We start from the raw sequence: 17,798 nt of genomic DNA on the forward strand, positions 1-17,798 counted from the left end.
GGAGATTCCCATGTCACTGCTAGAAATCAAGAATCTCAACGTTCGCTTCGGCGACAAGAACGCCACACCGGTGGTCGACGGTCTCGACCTCAAGGTGGACAAGGGCGAAGTGCTGGCCATCGTCGGCGAATCGGGTTCCGGCAAGTCCGTGACCATGATGGCGCTGATGGGCCTGATCGAGCACCCGGGCATCGTCACAGCCGATTCCCTGAGCTTCGACGGCAAGAACATGCTCAAACTGAGCAATCGTCAGCGTCGGCAGATCATCGGCAAAGACCTGTCCATGGTGTTCCAGGACCCGATGACCGCGCTGAACCCGAGCTATACCGTCGGTTTCCAGATCGAGGAAGTGCTGCGCCTGCACTTGAAAATGTCCGGCAAGGCCGCCCGCAAGCGCGCCATCGAACTGCTGGAAAAGGTTGAAATCCCCGGCGCCGCCAGCCGTATGGACGCCTACCCGCATCAACTGTCCGGCGGCATGAGCCAGCGTGTGGCAATTGCCATGGCGATTGCCGGCGAACCGAAACTGCTGATCGCGGACGAGCCGACCACTGCACTGGACGTAACGATCCAGGCCCAGATCATGGACCTGTTGCTGGCGCTGCAGAAAGAGCAGAACATGGGCCTGGTGCTGATCACCCACGACCTCGCCGTGGTGGCCGAAACCGCCCAGCGCGTCTGTGTGATGTACGCCGGGCAAGCCGTTGAAGTCGGCCAGGTGCCGCAACTGTTCGATATCCCGGCGCACCCGTACAGCGAAGCGCTGCTCAAGGCGATTCCGGAACACAGCCAGGGCGCCGAGCGTCTGGCGACCCTGCCGGGCATCGTTCCCGGCCGTTACGACCGCCCGCATGGCTGCCTGCTGTCGCCGCGCTGCCCGTACGTGCAGGACAGCTGCCGCGCGCAGCGTCCGACCCTCGATCCGAAAGCCAACAGCCTCGCCCGCTGCTTCTACCCGTTGAACCAGGAGGTGGCGTAATGGCCGTCGTACTTACCGCCCGCGACCTGACCCGTCACTACGAAGTCTCCCGTGGCCTGTTCAAGGGCCATGCGACCGTACGCGCCCTGAACGGCGTGTCGTTCGAACTGGAAGCCGGCAAGACCCTCGCCGTGGTCGGCGAATCGGGCTGCGGCAAATCCACCCTGGCCCGTGCCCTGACCCTGATCGAAGAGCCGTCGTCCGGTTCCCTGAAAATCGCCGGGCAGGAAGTGGCCGGCGCCGACAAGGCCCAGCGCAAGCAACTGCGCAAAGACGTGCAGATGGTGTTCCAGAGCCCGTACGCGTCGTTGAACCCACGGCAGAAGATCGGTGACCAGCTCGCCGAGCCGCTGTTGATCAACACCAACCTGAGTGCCGCCGAGCGTCGCGAGAAAGTCCAGGCGATGATGAAGCAGGTCGGCCTGCGTCCCGAGCATTACCAGCGTTATCCACACATGTTCTCCGGCGGTCAGCGCCAGCGTATCGCGCTGGCCCGCGCCATGATGCTGCAACCGAAAGTGCTGGTGGCGGACGAACCGACCTCGGCGCTGGACGTGTCGATCCAGGCGCAGGTGCTGAACCTGTTCATGGACATGCAGCAGGAATTCAACACCGGTTATGTGTTCATTTCGCACAACCTGGCGGTGGTGCAGCACGTGGCCGATGACGTGATGGTGATGTACCTCGGTCGTCCGGTGGAAATCGGCCCGAAAGAGGACATCTATGCCCGTCCTCTGCACCCGTACACCCAGGCGCTGCTGTCGGCGACCCCGACCATCCACCCGGATCCGGACAAGCCGAAGATCAAGATCGTCGGCGAGCTGCCCAACCCGCTGAACCCGCCACCGGGCTGCGCGTTCCACAAGCGCTGCCCTTACGCCACCGAGCGTTGCAGCACGGAAGAGCCGGCCCTGCGCCAACTCGATACCCGTCAGGTAGCGTGCCACTACGCCGAGCAGTTCCTCGACGGCGCGGCATGAAAAAAACCCGCCCTGTTGCCGGGGCGGGTCGTTAAAGCGTTGATCAAACCTCTTCTTTCTCGATTGCGCATCAGTCGGGGAGGAAGGGGTTTTCTTTTGCCTGCAATCTATGTCTGGCTGTCGCCATCGTCACCGGAATCAGGATCATCGGTGTCAGGCTCGTCGGTGGTCGAGTCGTCATCGTCCTTGCTGCCACCCTGATCCTGATCGCCGGGTTCAGACTCGGATTTGGCGAGCATGATCACACCTGCGTGCCCCTGCGCCGCATTGAAACCCTGCGCAGGTGCCGCGTTGCTCGCCCACGCTGCCGTGGTGCCAAGCGTCAGCATCAGCAAGACCTTAAGCAACAACACTGTGCGTTGAAAAATGCTCATAAGCGTTTCCATCCTTTCGTGGTTGAAGCCAGAGTGCCGGTCCGGCGCTGAATAAAATCTAGTTCCGATCAGCCGGGTTCACCAGATAGGACGCTAACCCATGCCCGGAAATGCCATGGCTGGACAGACCGCTTTCGAATAAGCCCCATAACCGGATCAACTAAGCGAGGTGACCTTGCGGGTTTGCACGGGCCGGCAGGCCGAGCCGCGCAAACGGGTCGCCAGACAAACCGGCGGGACCGACATCAGTGCCAGTGCCGCGCTGGCCACCCAGACGCTTTGCCCTCCGAACTGGCCGTAAAGCTGACCGCCGAGCACCGGCGACAGCAACGCACTCGCGCTCCAAGCCATGAAAAACAGACCGAAGTACTGGCCGCTCTTGCCGCGTTGCGCATGCTGCATGACCAGCACATTCAGCGGCGGCATGAACAGCGCTTCGCCCAGCGTCCAGACCACTGTCGACAGGCAGGCATAAAACAATCCGGAACCCAGTGGCAGCATGCCGAGCCCCAGCGCCAGCAACACGCAACCGGCGATCAACGGGCGACGCGAACCCCAGCGCTCGCCCCAATGCGAAATCGGGATCTGCAGCGCCACCACCAGAATCGCGTTGATCGCGAACTGCCAGCCGATGGCCTCGGTACTCAAGCGATAGTAGTCGCGCAGATAGTTGCCGAGGGTGCTGTAAACGGTGTCGAACGCCATGCCAAGCAGGACGGTCGCCGTCAGCAGCCAGAGAAAGGGTTTGTCGCGGTATGGCAGGCCGGAGCCGGTCTGCGCCTCTGGCGTTTCGTCCGGGATCAGCACTGTTCGCCGCCAGGTCGTGCGGACGAACCAGAGCAGCGCCACCAGCGTCAGCGCCGCGCTGATGAAGAACACCCAGCGGAAATCCGTCTGCGCCAGTAGTCCGCCCGCGACACCGGCGGCGGCCATGCCGAGGTTTCTGGCGATGCGGCTCAAGGCCTGCGCCCGGGGCCGCTGCGCGACTTCGCAATACTCCATGATCAAGCGTTGGTGCAGCGTACGGATCGCGCCGTCGATCGTACCGCTGAGCAACAGCAGTCCGGCCAGCAGCGGCACTTGCGTCACCAGCCCGAGCCCGAGCAGTACCCAGGCTGAAACGAAGAACAGCCCCGCCGTCAGCCGCGCGGTGCGGATGTGGTCGCTGAGCAAACCGCCCAGCATCGACCCGATCAACAACCCGCCACCGTACGCCGCCAGCAACCAGCCAACGGTCTCGATGGCGAAGCCCAGTTCCTGCCGCAGATACAACGCCATGAACAGCTTGACCATGCTGCTCAGACGATTGATGAACAGCAGCGCCGCGAGTACCCAGGCCATCAGGCTGAAATAGCCGTTCGGGCGAAGCAGATGGACGAGCCGCGCCATCATCGATTGATCCCTCCTTGATCAGCCAGGTGCGCAACCTGAACCAAAAGAATCTGCCCATACTCAATCAACAGACAAAAAAAAGCCCACTGTTTTCACAGTAGGCTTCGGGGGCACCCATCAGCGCTTAGTGATGCTCACGGGTCGCACGGAATTTCACGTCCGGCCAGCGCTCTTCCATCAGCGCCAGGTTGACCCGGGTCGGAGCGAGGTAGGTCAGGTGACCGCCGCCGTCCAGTGCCAGGTTTTCCACAGCCTTGTTGGAGAATTCCTCCAGCTTCTTCTTGTCGCTGCACTCGATCCAGCGTGCGGAGTACACGGTGATCGGCTCGTAGGAGCACTCGACCTTGTATTCCTCTTTCAGACGGCTGGCGACCACATCGAACTGCAGCACACCGACGGCGCCGAGGATGATGTCGTTGGTGCGCTCCGGGAAGAACACCTGGGTCGCACCCTCTTCGGCCAGTTGCTGCAGACCCTGACGCAGTTGCTTGGATTTCAGCGGGTCGCGCAGGCGTACGCGGCGGAACAGTTCCGGGGCGAAGTGCGGGATGCCGGTGAAGCCCAGGCTTTCGCCTTCGCTGAAGGTGTCGCCGATCTGGATGGTGCCGTGGTTGTGCAGACCGATGATGTCGCCCGCATAGGCTTCTTCCAGCTGTTCACGCTCGGAGGAGAAGAACGTCAGGGCGTCACCGATACGCACGTCCTTGCCGGTGCGCACGTGGCGCATCTTCATGCCTTTTTCGTACTTGCCGGAGCAGATACGCATGAAGGCGATGCGGTCGCGGTGTTTCGGGTCCATGTTCGCCTGGATCTTGAAGATGAAGCCCGAGAACTTCTCTTCCACCGGCTCCACGGTGCGCTCGTTGGCCACCCGTGGCAGCGGACGTGGCGCCCAGTCGACCACGGCGTCGAGTACGTGATCGACACCGAAGTTGCCCAGCGCGGTACCGAAGAACACCGGGGTCAGTTGACCGTCGATGAACTCCTGCTGATTGAATTCGTGGCAGGCGCCCTGCACCAGTTCCAGCTGCTCGAGGAAGCGCTCGTACTCGTCGCCCAGGTGGGCGCGGGCTTCGTCGGAGTCGAGCTTTTCGATGATCCGGGTTTCGGTGCGTTCGTGGCCGTGGCCAGGGGTGTAGACAATGATGTAGTCACCCGACAGGTGATACACACCCTTGAAATCGCGGTAGCAACCGATCGGCCAGGTGATCGGCGCCGCCTTGATCTTCAGGACGGCTTCGATCTCGTCGAGCAGCTCGATCGGGTCGCGGATGTCGCGGTCGAGTTTGTTGATGAAGCTGACGATCGGCGTATCACGCAGACGGCAGACATCCATCAGCGCGATGGTCCGCGGCTCTACACCTTTACCGCCGTCGAGGACCATCAGGGCCGAGTCCACCGCAGTCAGGGTACGGTAGGTGTCTTCGGAGAAGTCTTCGTGGCCCGGGGTGTCGAGCAGGTTGATCATGTGTTCGCGATACGGGAACTGCATGACCGACGTGGTAATGGAAATACCCCGCTGTTTCTCCATCTCCATCCAGTCGGATGTCGCATGGCGATCGGATTTGCGGGATTTCACCGTACCGGCCACGGAGATCGCCTTGCCCATCAACAGGAGCTTTTCGGTGATCGTGGTTTTACCGGCATCGGGGTGGGAAATAATGGCGAAAGTGCGGCGTTTCGCGACTTCGGCGGCCTGGTTGGTCATGGGAAATCGCCTGGCGGTGATTCAAAAAAGGGCTGCGATTATAGCCCAAGTCAAGGCAATTACCGAACCGTTGAGCACATCAAGGGTGGCCAAATGCTGTCCAGGATGGGAACCTTTTAATTCACGGAGACGTCCATCCCCTGTTACGACTTTTCGTCAGGGGCTGAAAAATCAGCAAGTTAGCCTGACGAGGCTGCGCTCATGGCTCGCTTTCGGACCGCTTTTACCGGGCTGAAAAAAAGCTGCTTCTCGCGAACGACTCTCCCGGCGGCCAGGGCTTGGCATGCCACTCGGGACAGCGTCCGCCGACTATGGAAAAGGAGTCCGCCTGTGGCTATCCGCTATGGCAAAGGGCTGATGGGAGGTGCGGTGGTGATCGCGCTCCTGGCCCTGCTGGTCCGCTGGATCGGCATCAACACGATCGAACACTACCGCGACGATTTGTTGTTTTACCTGCAAGCTCATCTGATTCTTGTCCTCGCTTCAATGCTGGCCGCCCTGCTCGTGGGCATCCCCGCCGGTATCTTCCTGAGCCGTCCGACCATGGTCGGGCGCGCCGAACGCTTCATGCAGGTCTTCAATATCGGCAACACCGTGCCCCCGCTGGCCGTGCTGGCGATTGCCCTGGGTTTTCTCGGCATCGGCAGCGGCCCGGCGATCTTCGCGTTGTTCCTTGCATCGCTTTTGCCGATTGTGCGCAACACCTACGAAGGCCTGAAAAATGTCCAGGGTTCACTCAAGGAAGCCGCCACCGGCATTGGCATGACCCCGCGCCAGGTGCTGTGGCAGGTCGAATTGCCCAACGCCGTGCCGATCATCGTCGGCGGTGTACGGGTGGCGCTGGCGATCAACGTCGGCACCGCGCCGCTGGCGTTCCTGATCGGCGCCAACAGCCTTGGCAGCCTGATCTTCCCCGGCATCGCCCTGAACAATCAGCCGCAACTGCTGCTCGGCGCCGCGTGCACCGCGCTGCTGGCCCTGCTGCTCGATGGCGTGGTCACCCTTGCCAGCCGTCTCTGGCTGGAACGCGGTTTGCGCCCGTCTTAAAGCTTCGGCAAAGGAATTCACATGAAACGACTCAGCTTGATCTTGAGCTGCATTCTGTTGTTCGCAGGATGGGCACAAGCCGCAGAAAAGCCTGTTATCCGCCTTGGCGCCCGGGTATTCACCGAGCAGACGCTGCTCGCGGAAATCACCGCCCAATACCTGCGCAGCAAAGGTTACGACGCGCAGATCACCGGCGGACTGGGCAGCAATCTGGCCCGCAGCGCCCACGAAAGCGGGCAACTGGACATGCTCTGGGAATACACCGGCGTATCGCTGGTGGCCTACAACCATGTCACCGAAAAACTCGACAGCGAACAGTCCTACGCACGGGTGAAAGAACTCGACGCGAAAAAAGGCCTCGTCTGGCTGACCCCGTCGAAATTCAGCAATACCTACGCCCTCGCCCTGCCGAAAAACGTCGCCGAGGACTATCCGCAGATCAACAGCATCAGCCAGTTGAACGACGTGCTGCACGCCGAAGCCAGGACCAATCACCTGGTCGCGCTGGACACCGAGTTCGCCAACCGCTCCGACGGTCTGGACGGCATGGTCAAGCTTTACGACATGAACCTTACCCGCCGGAACATCCGGCAGATGGACGCAGGGCTGGTCTATACCGCCCTGCGCAACGGCCAGGTGTTTGCCGGTCTGGTCTACACCACCGACGGTCGCCTCAACGCGTTCGGCCTGAAGCTGCTGGAAGACGACAAACATTACTTCCCGGACTACACCGCCGCACCGGTCGTACGTCAGGCCTACCTTGATGCCCATCCGCAACTGGCCGGGCAACTCAAGCCGCTGGCGGAACTGTTCGACGACGAAACCATGCGCCAGCTCAATGCGCGGGTCGATGTCGATCACGAGAGCCCGTCGAAAGTCGCTGCCGATTTCCTGCGCCAGCATCCACTGAACTGAAGGAGGAAAAGTCATGGAATTTCTGAACGCCTTTTCCCACCTCGACTGGCAGCAGGTGATGCACCTGACCTGGCAGCACATCACCCTGGTCGGCATCGCCGTCAGTCTGGCAATCCTCATCGGCGTGCCGCTGGGGATTTTGATGACTCGATTTCCGACTCTCGCAGGTCCCTTGCAGGCCAGCGCCACGGTATTGCTCACGGTGCCGTCGATTGCCCTGTTCGGCCTGCTGCTGCCGTTCTACTCGAAGTTCGGTCAGGGCCTCGGCCCGATGCCGGCCATCACCGCCGTGTTCCTTTATTCACTGCTGCCGATCATGCGCAACACCTACCTCGCCCTGACCGGCGTCGAACCGGGCATTCGCGAAGCTGCTCGCGGCATCGGCATGACTTTCGGCCAGCGCCTGCGCATGGTCGAGTTGCCGATTGCGGTGCCGGTGATCCTTGCCGGCGTGCGCACCGCCGTGGTGATGAACATCGGCGTAATGACCATTGCCGCAACCATCGGCGCCGGCGGCCTCGGCGTGCTGATCCTCGCCTCCATCAGCCGCAGCGACATGTCGATGCTGATCGTCGGCGCGCTGCTGGTCAGTCTTCTGGCGATCTTCGCCGACCTCATTCTGCAGTGGCTGCAACGTTCGCTGACTCCAAAAGGACTCCTCAAATGATCGAACTTCAAAACCTCAGCAAGACCTTCCAAAGCAACGGCAAAGACGTGAAAGCCGTGGATTCGGTAAGCCTGACCGTCAATGAAGGCGAAATCTGCGTGTTCCTCGGGCCATCGGGCTGCGGCAAAAGCACCACGCTGAAAATGATCAACCGCCTGATCAAACCGACCTCGGGCAAGATCCTGATCAACGGCGAAGACACCACCGACCTCGACGAAGTGACCCTGCGTCGCAACATCGGTTACGTGATCCAGCAGATCGGTCTGTTCCCCAACATGACCATCGAAGAGAACATCGTGGTGGTGCCGAAACTGCTCGGCTGGGACAAACAGAAATGCCACGACCGCGCCCGCGAGCTGATGAGCATGATCAAGCTTGAACCCAAGCAGTATCTGCATCGCTATCCGCGTGAACTGTCTGGAGGCCAGCAGCAACGGATCGGCGTGATCCGTGCGCTGGCGGCGGATGCACCGCTGTTGCTGATGGACGAACCGTTCGGCGCGGTCGACCCGATCAACCGCGAGATGATCCAGAACGAATTCTTCGAGATGCAGCGAGCGCTGAACAAGACTGTGATCATGGTCAGCCACGACATCGACGAAGCGATCAAACTCGGCGACAAGATCGCGATCTTCCGCGCCGGCAAGCTGTTGCAGATCGACCACCCGGACACGCTGCTGGCCCATCCGGCGGACGACTTTGTCAGCCACTTCGTCGGCCAGGACAGCACCCTCAAGCGCCTGCTGCTGGTGAAGGCAGAAGACGCGGCGGACAACGCACCGTCGGTGAGCCCCGAAACCCCGGTGGCCGACGCGCTGGAATTGATGGATGAGCATGACCGTCGCTACGTGGTGGTCACCTGTGCCGAGAACAAGGCACTGGGTTATGTGCGACGTCGCGACCTGCACCGCCAGACCGGAACCTGTGCGCAGTTCCTGCGGGAATTCAACGCAACAGCCGCGTACGACGAGCATTTGCGCATCCTGTTGTCGCGCATGTACGAGTTCAATCGGGCGTGGTTGCCGGTGCTGGATGCCGAACGAGTGTTCCTCGGGGAGGTCACGCAAGAGTCAATTGCGGCGTACCTGAGTTCGGGTCGATCGCGCGGAATGAAGACCAATATTGTGTCGCCAGCCGAAGCGGTGGCCTGATCAAAAGCAAAAGGGCTGTTCGACAGCCCTTTTTTTCGACCGCCGGATCCTCGAAGCCGTGTTTTTTTGTCCGACCATGAGCCGGCAAGAAATATCAACACGCCAGAGAGCCGAAGCCGCCCGACCCTCCCAGCCTCAACCTGCAAATTCCCCCTCGATCGCCCTTCTCGACGCCAACGTCGCCGATGTTGAAGTGATCGTACTTGGTGATGACTTGGCACACATCAGCATCGATCGTGCAGGTATTTTTAACACCTGAAGATTAACGGGGAACATCTGACCGTCATCTCGGTCGGCTACAAAGAGTGATATCGGTTACGCACGTCAGAAGCGTGCAAAAACGCGACATTTTTAGTTGATCTCAGGCCCCCCACGCCCTAAAGTTCGCGCCGAACGTCCATGCTGGAAACGATCCATCCGGCTCAAGTACTGACGACGAGACAGCAAGGCCAAGGGAAACGACCCCAGATCGTTTGAGAGCGTAGCGAGCGCAGGCAAGACAAGGCGGGAAGAGGCGAGGAAGCGGAGTTTACTGGTTGTAAATGAGCATTCCGAGCCTCTTCCCAACGCAGTATTGCCAAGCGCAGTAGCTCTCAAACGATCTGAATGGCCTTTTTGCTTTCGGCGCCATTGCCTTGGGAAGTAGGCGAACCAAAGTGGGGATACGGAGGACGTTCATATGCACCCATTGATTTCACGAGTTTGCCCATAGGAGCTCCCAGGTATGTCGATCCAGGTCGAAGACTATTTCGCGCGCGAAACCTTTCAGAAAATGAAGGCGTTCGCCGACAAACAGGAAACCCCGTTCGTGGTGATCGACACCGCGATGATCGCCCAGGCCTACGATGACCTGCGCGCCGGTTTCGAATTCGCCAAGGTCTACTACGCGGTCAAGGCCAACCCGGCCGTCGAAATCATCGACCTGCTCAAGGAGAAAGGCTCGAGCTTCGACATCGCCTCGATCTACGAGCTGGACAAAGTACTGAGCCGAGGCGTCAGCCCGGACCAGATCAGCTACGGCAACACCATCAAGAAGTCCAAGGACATCCGCTACTTCTTTGATAAGGGCGTGCGCCTGTTCGCCACCGACTCGGAAGCCGACCTGCGCAACATCGCCAAGGCCGCACCGGGCGCCAAAGTCTACGTGCGCATCCTGACCGAAGGTTCGACCACCGCTGACTGGCCGCTGTCGCGCAAGTTCGGCTGCCAGACCGACATGGCCATGGATCTGCTGATCCTCGCCCGCGACCTGGGCCTGGTGCCGTACGGCATCTCCTTCCACGTCGGCTCGCAACAGCGCGACATCAGCGTCTGGGACGCCGCGATCGCCAAGGTCAAAGTGATCTTCCAGCGTCTGAAAGAAGAAGATGGCATCCACCTGAAGCTGATCAACATGGGCGGCGGCTTCCCGGCCAACTACATCACCCGCACCAACAGCCTGGAAACCTACGCCGAAGAGATCATTCGCTTCCTGAAAGAAGACTTCGGTGATGACCTGCCGGAAATCATCCTGGAGCCGGGCCGTTCGCTGATCGCCAACGCCGGCATCCTGGTCAGTGAAGTGGTGCTGGTTGCGCGTAAATCCCGCACCGCTGTGGAGCGTTGGGTGTACACCGATGTGGGCAAGTTCTCCGGCCTGATCGAAACCATGGACGAAGCGATCAAGTTCCCGATCTGGACCGAGAAGAAAGGCGAGATGGAAGAAGTCGTGATCGCTGGCCCGACCTGCGACAGCGCCGACATCATGTACGAAAACTACAAGTACGGCCTGCCGCTGAACCTGGCCATCGGTGATCGCCTGTACTGGCTGTCGACCGGTGCGTACACCACCAGCTACAGCGCGGTAGAGTTCAATGGCTTCCCGCCGCTGAAATCGTTCTACGTGTAAGTGTCGCTGGCGTAATGCAAAAAGCCCATGACGCGTCATGGGCTTTTTTGTGGCTGCGGCTCAGGAGTTCTGCAATTCGGCGCAACGGCGAGCATACGCCTGCGCCAATGCCTGTATTTTCGGATCGGTTGCGCTCGCCAGTGTCTGGCTCGCCACTCGCAGAAAATTCAGGTTGCCGCCGGCCAGCGCTTTCTCCAGCCAGACAATTGCGTCATCGACTCGCCCCTCAGCCGCCAGCACCGCGGCGTAACTGAACTGCCCGCGAAAATCACCGCCCTCGGCGGAGCGTCGATACCAGTCACGAGCCGCTACCGGATCCGCCGGGCACACTTGCCCTTCTTCCAGATAACGCCCGAGCAGGTTCATCGATTTGGCATGACCGGCCTCGGCTGCGCGTTGATACAGCGCCAAGGCCTGAGGATGATCGACCACCACACCGCGCCCGGTGGCCAACAGATTGGCCAGGTTGTACATCGCCCAATCGAGACCGGCTTCGGCAGCGATCCGATAGTGCTGCGCGGCAATGGACGCATTCGCCAGGCATCCCCAACCATGTTCATGGCAGCGACCGAGCATATTGCGCGCCATCAAATGCCCTTGACCCGCCGCGATTGCGAACCAGCGCAATGCCAACGGCGGGTCCTGAGCAATCCCGCGACCATCGAGCAGGATCTGCCCGAGCAGCGCCTGCGCTTCCGGCACGCCCTCGCCCGCCGCCGCCAAAATGGCCTGAGCTGCGCGAGCCGGGCTTTCTTCAAGCATGGCGGTGAGCCGTTCGCCATCGAGGACTTCCTCGCGGCGCAAACGAAAGTCCGCCACTTACACCTCGACCCAGCGACGCAGCAGGTTGTGATAGGTGCCGGTGAGGCGGATCAGTGAAGGGTGATCGGGCAAATCCCGGGTCAGTTGCTGGATCGCACCGTCCATCTCGAACAGCAAGGCGCGCTGACTGTCTTCGCGCACCAGGCTCTGGGTCCAGAAGAACGACGCATAACGCGCACCGCGGGTGACGGCGTTGACCTTGTGCAGACTGGTGCCGGGGTACAGCACCATGTCGCCTGCCGGCAGTTTCACGCGCTGGGTGCCATACGTGTCCTGGATTTCCAGCTCGCCGCCGTCGTAATCCTCGGGTTCGCTGAAAAACAGCGTGGCCGACAGATCCGTGCGCACCCGTTCGATGCTGCCTTTGGGCTGGCGCACGGCGTTGTCGATGTGGAAATCGAAACTGCCGCCCGCCGTGTAACAGTTGAGTAACGGCGGGAATACCTTGTGCGGCAGCGCAGCCGACATGAACAGCGGATTTTTCCACAGACGTTCAAGCATCGCCGCGCCGATTTCCTTGGCCAGTGGATGACCTTCCGGCAGCTGCAGATTGTGCTTGGCCTTGGCCGATTGATAGCCGGCGGTGATCTTGCCGTCGGCCCAGTCAGCCTGCTCCAGAGCCTCGCGGATGCGCCGCACTTCGTCTTTTTCGAACAGAGCGGGAATGTGCAGCAGCATGTCGGGATCACCTGATGGCAAAGAGGCGGCAATGGTATTGATTCTTATTGACTGTGTAAAACCCGCTAGACGAATGAATCGGCAAAAACCGTAAGGATAAATTGTAAAGAATGTAAATTAGTCGCGAATAACAATATTTCGCAATTGATACGAATACCTGTTTACCCTATATTCCGCCGCCTCGAATCCTTGGGGAGGGGAATAAAAATGTCACGTCAACACGCACAATTACCCGTCAGTTCACCACGTCTGCTCGCCTCTGCCATCGGCGTGGCGCTGACCGCCGGTTCCGCAGGCCACATGGTGTTCGCCGCCGAAAAGACCGACAGCAAAGCCTCCGGCAATGCCATCGCCCTGGACGCCACCGCCATCACCGGCGAAGCGCAGGATCCGACGTCCTACCAGGTCGAAAAAGCCTCCTCGCCCAAGTACACCGCGCCGCTGGTCGACACACCGCGCTCGGTCACCGTCATTCCGCAACAAGTTTTGAAAGACACCGGCGCGCTGAACATGCAGGATGCCCTGCGCACCGTACCCGGCATCACCTTCGGTGCCGGTGAAGGTGGCAACCCACAGGGCGACCGTCCGTTCATCCGTGGTTTCGATGCCCAGGGCGACACTTACCTCGACGGCGTGCGTGACACCGGCTCCCAGAGCCGCGAGATCTTCGCCGTGGAAAACATCGAAGTCAGCAAGGGCCCGAACTCCGCCATCGGCGGTCGTGGCGCGGCTGGCGGCAGCATCAACCTAGTGAGCAAGAAAGCGCACCTGGGCAATTCCTTCGACGGTGGATTCACCTGGGGCTCCGACCAGACCCAGCGCTACACGATGGATGGCAACTACCAGTTCAGCGACACCGCTGCCGGCCGTCTGAACCTGATGAGCCACGAGAGCAATGTCGCCGGTCGCGACAGCGTCGACTACGACCGTTGGGGCATCGCGCCGTCCCTGGCCTTCGGCCTGGGCACCGATACCCGCGTCAACCTCGACTACTACCATCTCGAAAGCAACGACACCCCGGATTCGGGCATTCCTTACACCATCCCTGCCGGTGGTTCGGCGGCGCGTACCAAGTCCAACCCGGACAAACCATACGCCGGCGGCGACCACAGCAACTTCTACGGTCTGGATCGCGACTTCCGCAAGGGCCGCACCGATACCGCAACCTTCGCCATCGAGCATGACCTGAATGACTCGCTGACCATCAAGAACACCCTGCGTCACGGCACCAGCATGCAGGACTACATCCTGACCCAGCCGGACGACAGCAAGGGCAACGTCAACAACGGCAGCGTCTGGCGTCGCGCCAACACTCGCGTGAGCAACACCGAGACCACCACCAACCAGACTGACCTGTTCGGCAACTTCTATGTGGCGGGCTTCAAGAACAGCTTCTCCACCGGTGTCGAGTACACCCGCGAGGAAAGCAGCAAATCCTCCTACAACGTCAACACCGACACCACGCCGCGCACCTCGGCCGTGACCACCAACTGCAACCCGGGCCTGATCGGCGCCGCCAGCGGCTACAACTGCACCTCGCTGTCGAACCCGAACCCGAACGATCCGTGGAACGGCGCGATCTCGCGCAACTATGCCGGCACCGATACCCAGTCCGATACCTACGCCCTGTATGCGTTCGACACGCTGGAGCTGTCCGAACAATGGCTGGTGAACATGGGTCTGCGTTATGACCATTTCGAAACCGGCTACAAGACTTACACCAACGCCGGCAACACCACCGCCAAAGGTTCGGACACCAGCGAGTTCGTCACCGGCCAGTTCGGTATCGTCTACAAACCGGCACCGAACGGCAGCATCTATGCGTCCTACGCCACATCCGCCACACCGCCGGGCAACACCCTGGGTGAAGGCCAGGAAGGCAACCCGCTGGGCGGCACGCCGGATCGCAACGGCAACCTGCTCAAGAGCGACATGGAGCCGGAAACCACCAAGAACTACGAAATCGGTACCAAGTGGGATTTGTTGAACGATCGCCTGTCGCTGACCGCCGACCTGTTCCGTACCGAGAAAGAAAACGCGCGTGTCCAGGTGGATACCACCTCGTACGAAAACGCCGGCAAGACCCGCGTGCAAGGTATCGAACTGTCGGCCAGCGGCAAGATCACCGACAAATGGCAAGTGTTCGCCGGCTACGCCTACATGGACAGCGAACAAGTGGACGGTGGTGACCTGCCGGCCAACAAGGCCAACAACGGCAACGAACTGCCGAACACCCCGAAAAACAGCGCCAGCCTGTGGACCACTTATCAGGTCACGCCGAAGCTGACCATCGGTGGCGGTGCGTTCTACGTGGATGACGTGTACGGCAACGTGGCCAACACCACCATGGTCGATTCCTACGTTCGCTATGACGCCATGGCGGCCTACAAGCTGAGCAAGAACGTCGACCTGCAGCTGAACGTGCAGAACCTGACCAACGAAACCTATTACGACAAAGCCTTCTCGACCCACTTTGCCAACCAGGCGGCGGGCCGCACGGCCTTGCTGAGCACCAACTTCCACTTCTGATTGCAGAAGGAAGGTCCAGGCCCCGTTCATTCGCTTGAACGGGGCTTTTGTGCGTAATAAAGAACGCTTCTCGATAACGCACGGCATAATGCACGCCGTGAGAACAACTTCCGGACGGACAAGGCAAGCGACGTGTTGAAGAAAACCCTGTTCCAGTTGCACTGGTTTTTTGGCATCACTGCCGGGCTGGTGCTGGCCCTGATGGGCATCACCGGCGCCGCCTATTCGTTTCAGGACGAGATCCTGAAGGTGCTCAATCCTTCGGTCCTGCAAGTGGAAAAACAGGCCGCCGGCGTACTGCCGCCCGCCGAGCTGGTGGAGCGCATTCAGGCAGCCTCGGGCATGACCGTTTCGATGCTCACGGTCGAAACCGACAGCGGCAATGCCGCGCGGGTCTGGTTCACCCCGGCAAAGGGTGAGCGCCGTGGCGAGATGCGCTACTTCGATCCATACACCGGCGAGTTCAGGGGCGATGTCGCTGGTGAGGATTTCTTCGGCCTGATGCTGCAACTGCACCGCTTCCTCGCCATGGGCGACACCGGTCGCGACATCACCGGTGCCTGCACCCTGATGCTGCTGTTCTTCTGCCTGTCCGGCCTGTACCTGCGCTGGCCGCGTCAGTGGAACAGCTGGCGTGTGTGGCTGACCCTGGACTGGAAGAAAAAGGGCCGCAGTTTCCACTGGGACCTGCATTCGGTGTTCGGCACCTGGTGCATGCTGGTCTATTTGCTGCTGGCGCTGACCGGCCTGTACTGGTCGTACGAGTGGTACAACAAGGGACTGACGAAGTTGCTGTCGGATGCACCGCAGAACGAGCGCGTGCGCGGTGGCCGCGGCCCGGCTCCAGAAGGCCCGGCGCCGACTGCCGATTACGCCGCCATGTGGCTCAGCATCTACAGCGCCGCAGGTCCGGGCCTCGCCTCCTACAACATCCGCATGCCGCCAGTGGCCGGTCAACCGGCGACGGTGTTCTATCTGCTCGACAGCTCGCCCCATGAGCGTGCGCTCAACCAGATCACCCTCGACCCGGCCACGGGCGTCGTCAAACGGGTCGACCGCTACACCGACAAGAGCTTCAAGGCGCAATTGCTGACCAGCATTTACGCGCTGCACGTCGGCAGCTACTTCGGCCTGGCCGGGCGGATCATCGTGACCGTCGCGTCAGTACTGATGCCACTGTTCTTCATCACCGGATGGCTGCTGTACCTGGATCGCCGACGCAAGAAAAAGCAGATCAAGGATGCCCGTCTGGGTCTCGAACAGCCGGCGGGCGATGGTCCGGCGTGGCTGATCGGCTTCGCCAGCCAGAGCGGCTTTGCCGAGCAACTGGCGTGGCAGACCGCCGGCCAGTTGCAGGCCGCCGGTTTGCCGGTGAAGGTGCAGCCGCTGGCGAATGTCCGCGAACAGGACCTGCAGGCATCGGACAACGCACTGTTCGTGGTCAGCACCTTCGGCGACGGCGAGGCCCCGGACAGCGCTCGCGGTTTCGAGCGCAACGTGCTGAGTCGGGCCTCGGCTTTCGGCGACCTCAAGTACGCCGTACTGGGTCTCGGCGACCGCCAGTATCAGCATTTCTGCGGTTTCGCCCGGCGCCTGCATCAATGGCTGAGCGAACACGGCGGCACGACCCTGTTCGCCCCGGTGGAAGTCGACAGCGGCGATCCCTACGCGCTGCGGCACTGGCAGACCCAGCTCGGCCTGATCACGGGGCAAGCGCCGGTCGACACCTGGCAAGCACCGAGCTACAGCAACTGGACACTGGCCCGCCGCGAATTGATGAACCCTGACAGCAGCGGTTCGCCGGTTTATCTGCTGGGGCTCACGCCCCCCGATAACAGCAGCTGGCTGGCCGGCGATCTGGTGGAAGTATTGCCGCGCAACTGCCCCTGGGCCATCGAACATTTCCTCGACGGCCTGGGCATCCGTGGCGAAACCAGCGTGAAGGTCAACGGTCTGGAAGAGACCCTGGAAACGGCCCTAGCCTCCCGCCAGTTGCCCGAGCACCGCGCCCACCTGGTGGGCCTGCACGCTCAGGCGCTGCTGGATGCGATGGTGCCGCTGGCAATGCGCGAATACTCGATCGCCTCGATTGCCGCCGACGGTGTGCTGGAACTGATCGTGCGTCAGGAACAACACAGTGACGGTACCCTCGGCATCGGCTCCGGCTGGCTGACCGAGCATGCTCCCGTGGGCGGCAGCATCAGCCTGCGGGTACGCCGCAACAGTGGTTTCCATCTGCCGAACCAGCCGGTGCCGATGATCCTGCTGGGCAACGGCACCGGCCTTGCCGGCCTGCGCAGCCTGCTCAAGGCGCGGATCGCCGACGGCCAGCAGCGCCAGTGGCTGTTGTTCGGCGAGCGCAATCGGGAGCACGATTTCCTGTGCCGTACGGAGCTGGAAGAGTGGCTGATCAATGGTGATCTGGCGCGGCTGGACCTGGCATTCTCCCGGGATCAGGCCGAGAAGATCTACGTGCAGGATCGCTTGCGCGAATCAGCTGATGAACTGAAAAAGTGGCTGGCCGAAGGTGCCGTGATCTACATCTGCGGCAGCCTGCAAGGCATGGCGTCAGGCGTCGACCTGGCCCTGCATGACATCCTCGGCGCCGAAGAAGTCGAACGCCTGATCGAACAGGGTCGTTATCGTCGCGACGTCTACTGACATCACA

Annotated in this window: 14 protein-coding genes; 9 read left to right on the forward strand and 5 right to left on the reverse strand. The window is 61.0% G+C overall.

Annotated features, from left to right (window positions below; genetic code table 11):
- The first annotated feature begins 10 nt into the window (after window positions 1–10).
- Window positions 11–979: an ABC transporter ATP-binding protein gene (locus ACK6BI_RS20550; RefSeq protein WP_065259177.1), complete on the forward strand. Its 969-nt coding sequence runs from the start codon at window positions 11–13 to the stop codon at window positions 977–979.
- The gene (locus ACK6BI_RS20555) at window positions 979–1,959 is read left to right on the forward strand and encodes a peptide ABC transporter ATP-binding protein (protein WP_260522196.1); all 981 of its coding nucleotides are present in this window, start codon (window positions 979–981) and stop codon (window positions 1,957–1,959) included. The genes ACK6BI_RS20550 and ACK6BI_RS20555 overlap by 1 nt, the downstream gene beginning before the upstream one ends.
- Before the next feature lie 107 nt (window positions 1,960–2,066).
- On the opposite strand, the gene ACK6BI_RS20560 is transcribed toward ACK6BI_RS20555, so the two are convergent.
- From ACK6BI_RS20560 to ACK6BI_RS20570, 3 genes are all read right to left on the reverse strand, one after another.
- Window positions 2,067–2,333 (reverse strand): hypothetical protein, encoded by a 267-nt coding sequence (locus tag ACK6BI_RS20560; protein WP_409318501.1) that lies wholly within the window; start codon window positions 2,331–2,333, stop codon window positions 2,067–2,069.
- A 156-nt stretch (window positions 2,334–2,489) separates the two neighbouring features.
- Window positions 2,490–3,725, reverse strand: a complete 1,236-nt coding sequence (locus tag ACK6BI_RS20565; protein WP_409318502.1) for an MFS transporter — start codon at window positions 3,723–3,725, stop codon at window positions 2,490–2,492.
- Window positions 3,726–3,849: 124 nt separating this feature from the next.
- Window positions 3,850–5,433, reverse strand: a complete 1,584-nt coding sequence (locus ACK6BI_RS20570) for a peptide chain release factor 3 (protein WP_065259173.1) — start codon at window positions 5,431–5,433, stop codon at window positions 3,850–3,852.
- Between the two features lie 357 nt (window positions 5,434–5,790).
- On the opposite strand from ACK6BI_RS20570, the gene ACK6BI_RS20575 reads away from it, so the two are divergent.
- From ACK6BI_RS20575 to ACK6BI_RS20595, 5 genes are all read left to right on the forward strand, one after another.
- Entirely contained in the window at window positions 5,791–6,480 is a 690-nt protein-coding gene (locus ACK6BI_RS20575; RefSeq protein ID WP_176704448.1) for an ABC transporter permease, read from the forward strand.
- Between the two features lie 21 nt (window positions 6,481–6,501).
- Window positions 6,502–7,395 (forward strand): glycine betaine ABC transporter substrate-binding protein, encoded by an 894-nt coding sequence (locus ACK6BI_RS20580; protein ID WP_409318503.1) that lies wholly within the window; start codon window positions 6,502–6,504, stop codon window positions 7,393–7,395.
- Window positions 7,396–7,408: 13 nt separating this feature from the next.
- Window positions 7,409–8,062: an ABC transporter permease gene (locus ACK6BI_RS20585; RefSeq protein WP_085698416.1), complete on the forward strand. Its 654-nt coding sequence runs from the start codon at window positions 7,409–7,411 to the stop codon at window positions 8,060–8,062.
- Window positions 8,059–9,213 carry a betaine/proline/choline family ABC transporter ATP-binding protein gene (locus ACK6BI_RS20590; protein WP_409318504.1) on the forward strand — a complete coding sequence of 385 codons (1,155 nt, stop codon included), beginning with the start codon at window positions 8,059–8,061 and terminating at the stop codon, window positions 9,211–9,213. Before ACK6BI_RS20585 ends, ACK6BI_RS20590 begins: the two co-directional genes overlap by 4 nt.
- A 724-nt stretch (window positions 9,214–9,937) precedes the next feature.
- Complete coding sequence (locus ACK6BI_RS20595) at window positions 9,938–11,101, forward strand: type III PLP-dependent enzyme (RefSeq protein WP_065259168.1); 1,164 nt, start codon at window positions 9,938–9,940, stop codon at window positions 11,099–11,101.
- Between the two features lie 60 nt (window positions 11,102–11,161).
- Here ACK6BI_RS20595 and ACK6BI_RS20600 read toward each other — a convergent pair whose 3' ends face one another.
- Window positions 11,162–11,920 (reverse strand): tetratricopeptide repeat protein, encoded by a 759-nt coding sequence (locus ACK6BI_RS20600; protein ID WP_409318505.1) that lies wholly within the window; start codon window positions 11,918–11,920, stop codon window positions 11,162–11,164.
- Window positions 11,921–12,601, reverse strand: a complete 681-nt coding sequence (locus ACK6BI_RS20605) for a Fe2+-dependent dioxygenase (RefSeq protein WP_260522187.1) — start codon at window positions 12,599–12,601, stop codon at window positions 11,921–11,923.
- A gap of 207 nt (window positions 12,602–12,808) precedes the next feature.
- On the opposite strand from ACK6BI_RS20605, the gene ACK6BI_RS20610 reads away from it, so the two are divergent.
- Both ACK6BI_RS20610 and ACK6BI_RS20615 read left to right on the forward strand, forming a co-directional pair.
- A complete protein-coding gene (locus ACK6BI_RS20610) occupies window positions 12,809–15,130 on the forward strand; it encodes a TonB-dependent receptor (RefSeq protein WP_409318506.1) in 2,322 nt (773 codons plus the stop codon).
- A 132-nt stretch (window positions 15,131–15,262) separates the two neighbouring features.
- Entirely contained in the window at window positions 15,263–17,791 is a 2,529-nt protein-coding gene (locus tag ACK6BI_RS20615; protein WP_409318507.1) for a PepSY domain-containing protein, read from the forward strand.
- The last annotated feature ends 7 nt before the right edge of the window (window positions 17,792–17,798 follow it).

Origin of the sequence: Pseudomonas sp. KCJK9016 (assembly GCF_046231795.1) — a bacterium.
Classification (GTDB): Bacteria; Pseudomonadota; Gammaproteobacteria; order Pseudomonadales; family Pseudomonadaceae; genus Aquipseudomonas; species Aquipseudomonas bananamidigenes.

Bases quoted from the DNA above. Each gene is read 5' to 3' on its own strand.
- ACK6BI_RS20550 (WP_065259177.1), top strand. From the start codon at position 11: ATGTCACTGCTAGAAATCAAGAATCTCAACGTTCGCTTCGGCGACAAG.
- ACK6BI_RS20580 (WP_409318503.1), top strand. From the start codon at position 6,502: ATGAAACGACTCAGCTTGATCTTGAGCTGCATTCTGTTGTTCGCAGGA.
- ACK6BI_RS20590 (WP_409318504.1), top strand. From the start codon at position 8,059: ATGATCGAACTTCAAAACCTCAGCAAGACCTTCCAAAGCAACGGCAAA.
- ACK6BI_RS20575 (WP_176704448.1), top strand. From the start codon at position 5,791: ATGGGAGGTGCGGTGGTGATCGCGCTCCTGGCCCTGCTGGTCCGCTGG.
- ACK6BI_RS20570 (WP_065259173.1), bottom strand. From the start codon at position 5,433: ATGACCAACCAGGCCGCCGAAGTCGCGAAACGCCGCACTTTCGCCATT.
- ACK6BI_RS20560 (WP_409318501.1), bottom strand. From the start codon at position 2,333: ATGAGCATTTTTCAACGCACAGTGTTGTTGCTTAAGGTCTTGCTGATG.
- ACK6BI_RS20595 (WP_065259168.1), top strand. From the start codon at position 9,938: ATGTCGATCCAGGTCGAAGACTATTTCGCGCGCGAAACCTTTCAGAAA.
- ACK6BI_RS20565 (WP_409318502.1), bottom strand. From the start codon at position 3,725: ATGATGGCGCGGCTCGTCCATCTGCTTCGCCCGAACGGCTATTTCAGC.
- ACK6BI_RS20555 (WP_260522196.1), top strand. From the start codon at position 979: ATGGCCGTCGTACTTACCGCCCGCGACCTGACCCGTCACTACGAAGTC.
- ACK6BI_RS20605 (WP_260522187.1), bottom strand. From the start codon at position 12,601: ATGCTGCTGCACATTCCCGCTCTGTTCGAAAAAGACGAAGTGCGGCGC.
- ACK6BI_RS20585 (WP_085698416.1), top strand. From the start codon at position 7,409: ATGGAATTTCTGAACGCCTTTTCCCACCTCGACTGGCAGCAGGTGATG.
- ACK6BI_RS20610 (WP_409318506.1), top strand. From the start codon at position 12,809: ATGTCACGTCAACACGCACAATTACCCGTCAGTTCACCACGTCTGCTC.